The organism is Paenibacillus sp. 598K (genome assembly GCF_003851045.1).
In the GTDB taxonomy this organism is placed as follows: Bacteria; Bacillota; Bacilli; order Paenibacillales; family Paenibacillaceae; genus Paenibacillus_D.
Map to the genome: position 1 here is coordinate 1 of NZ_BFBX01000479.1, position 276 is coordinate 276.

At 69.9% G+C, this 276-nt stretch carries 1 protein-coding gene; it reads right to left on the reverse strand.

The features are described from left to right. On the reverse strand, positions 1–276 hold a 276-nt coding region (locus PA598K_RS35800; protein WP_148092075.1), incomplete at both ends, for an AMP-binding protein.

Genomic DNA, 276 nt, shown 5'->3' on the forward strand with positions numbered 1-276 from the left:
CCAGCCGCTCCGCATCCACAGACAAGCCGAGCAGCGCCGCCGCTCCGCTGTCCTGCAGCATATAACGGATACGTTCATCCGGCGAAGCGGGATCGATCGGCAGGAAGGCAGCCCCGGCCTGGAGCGCGCCCATTACGCAGACCGCCCGCAGGCAGCTCGGCGGGCAGAGCACCGCTACGACCGTCCCATCCGCCACCTCCTGTTCGTCCAGCGGCCCGTTAGATGCTCCGGTTATTCGCTGGCCGCCACGGCGCAGCAGCGGCCGCAGCCGCTCCG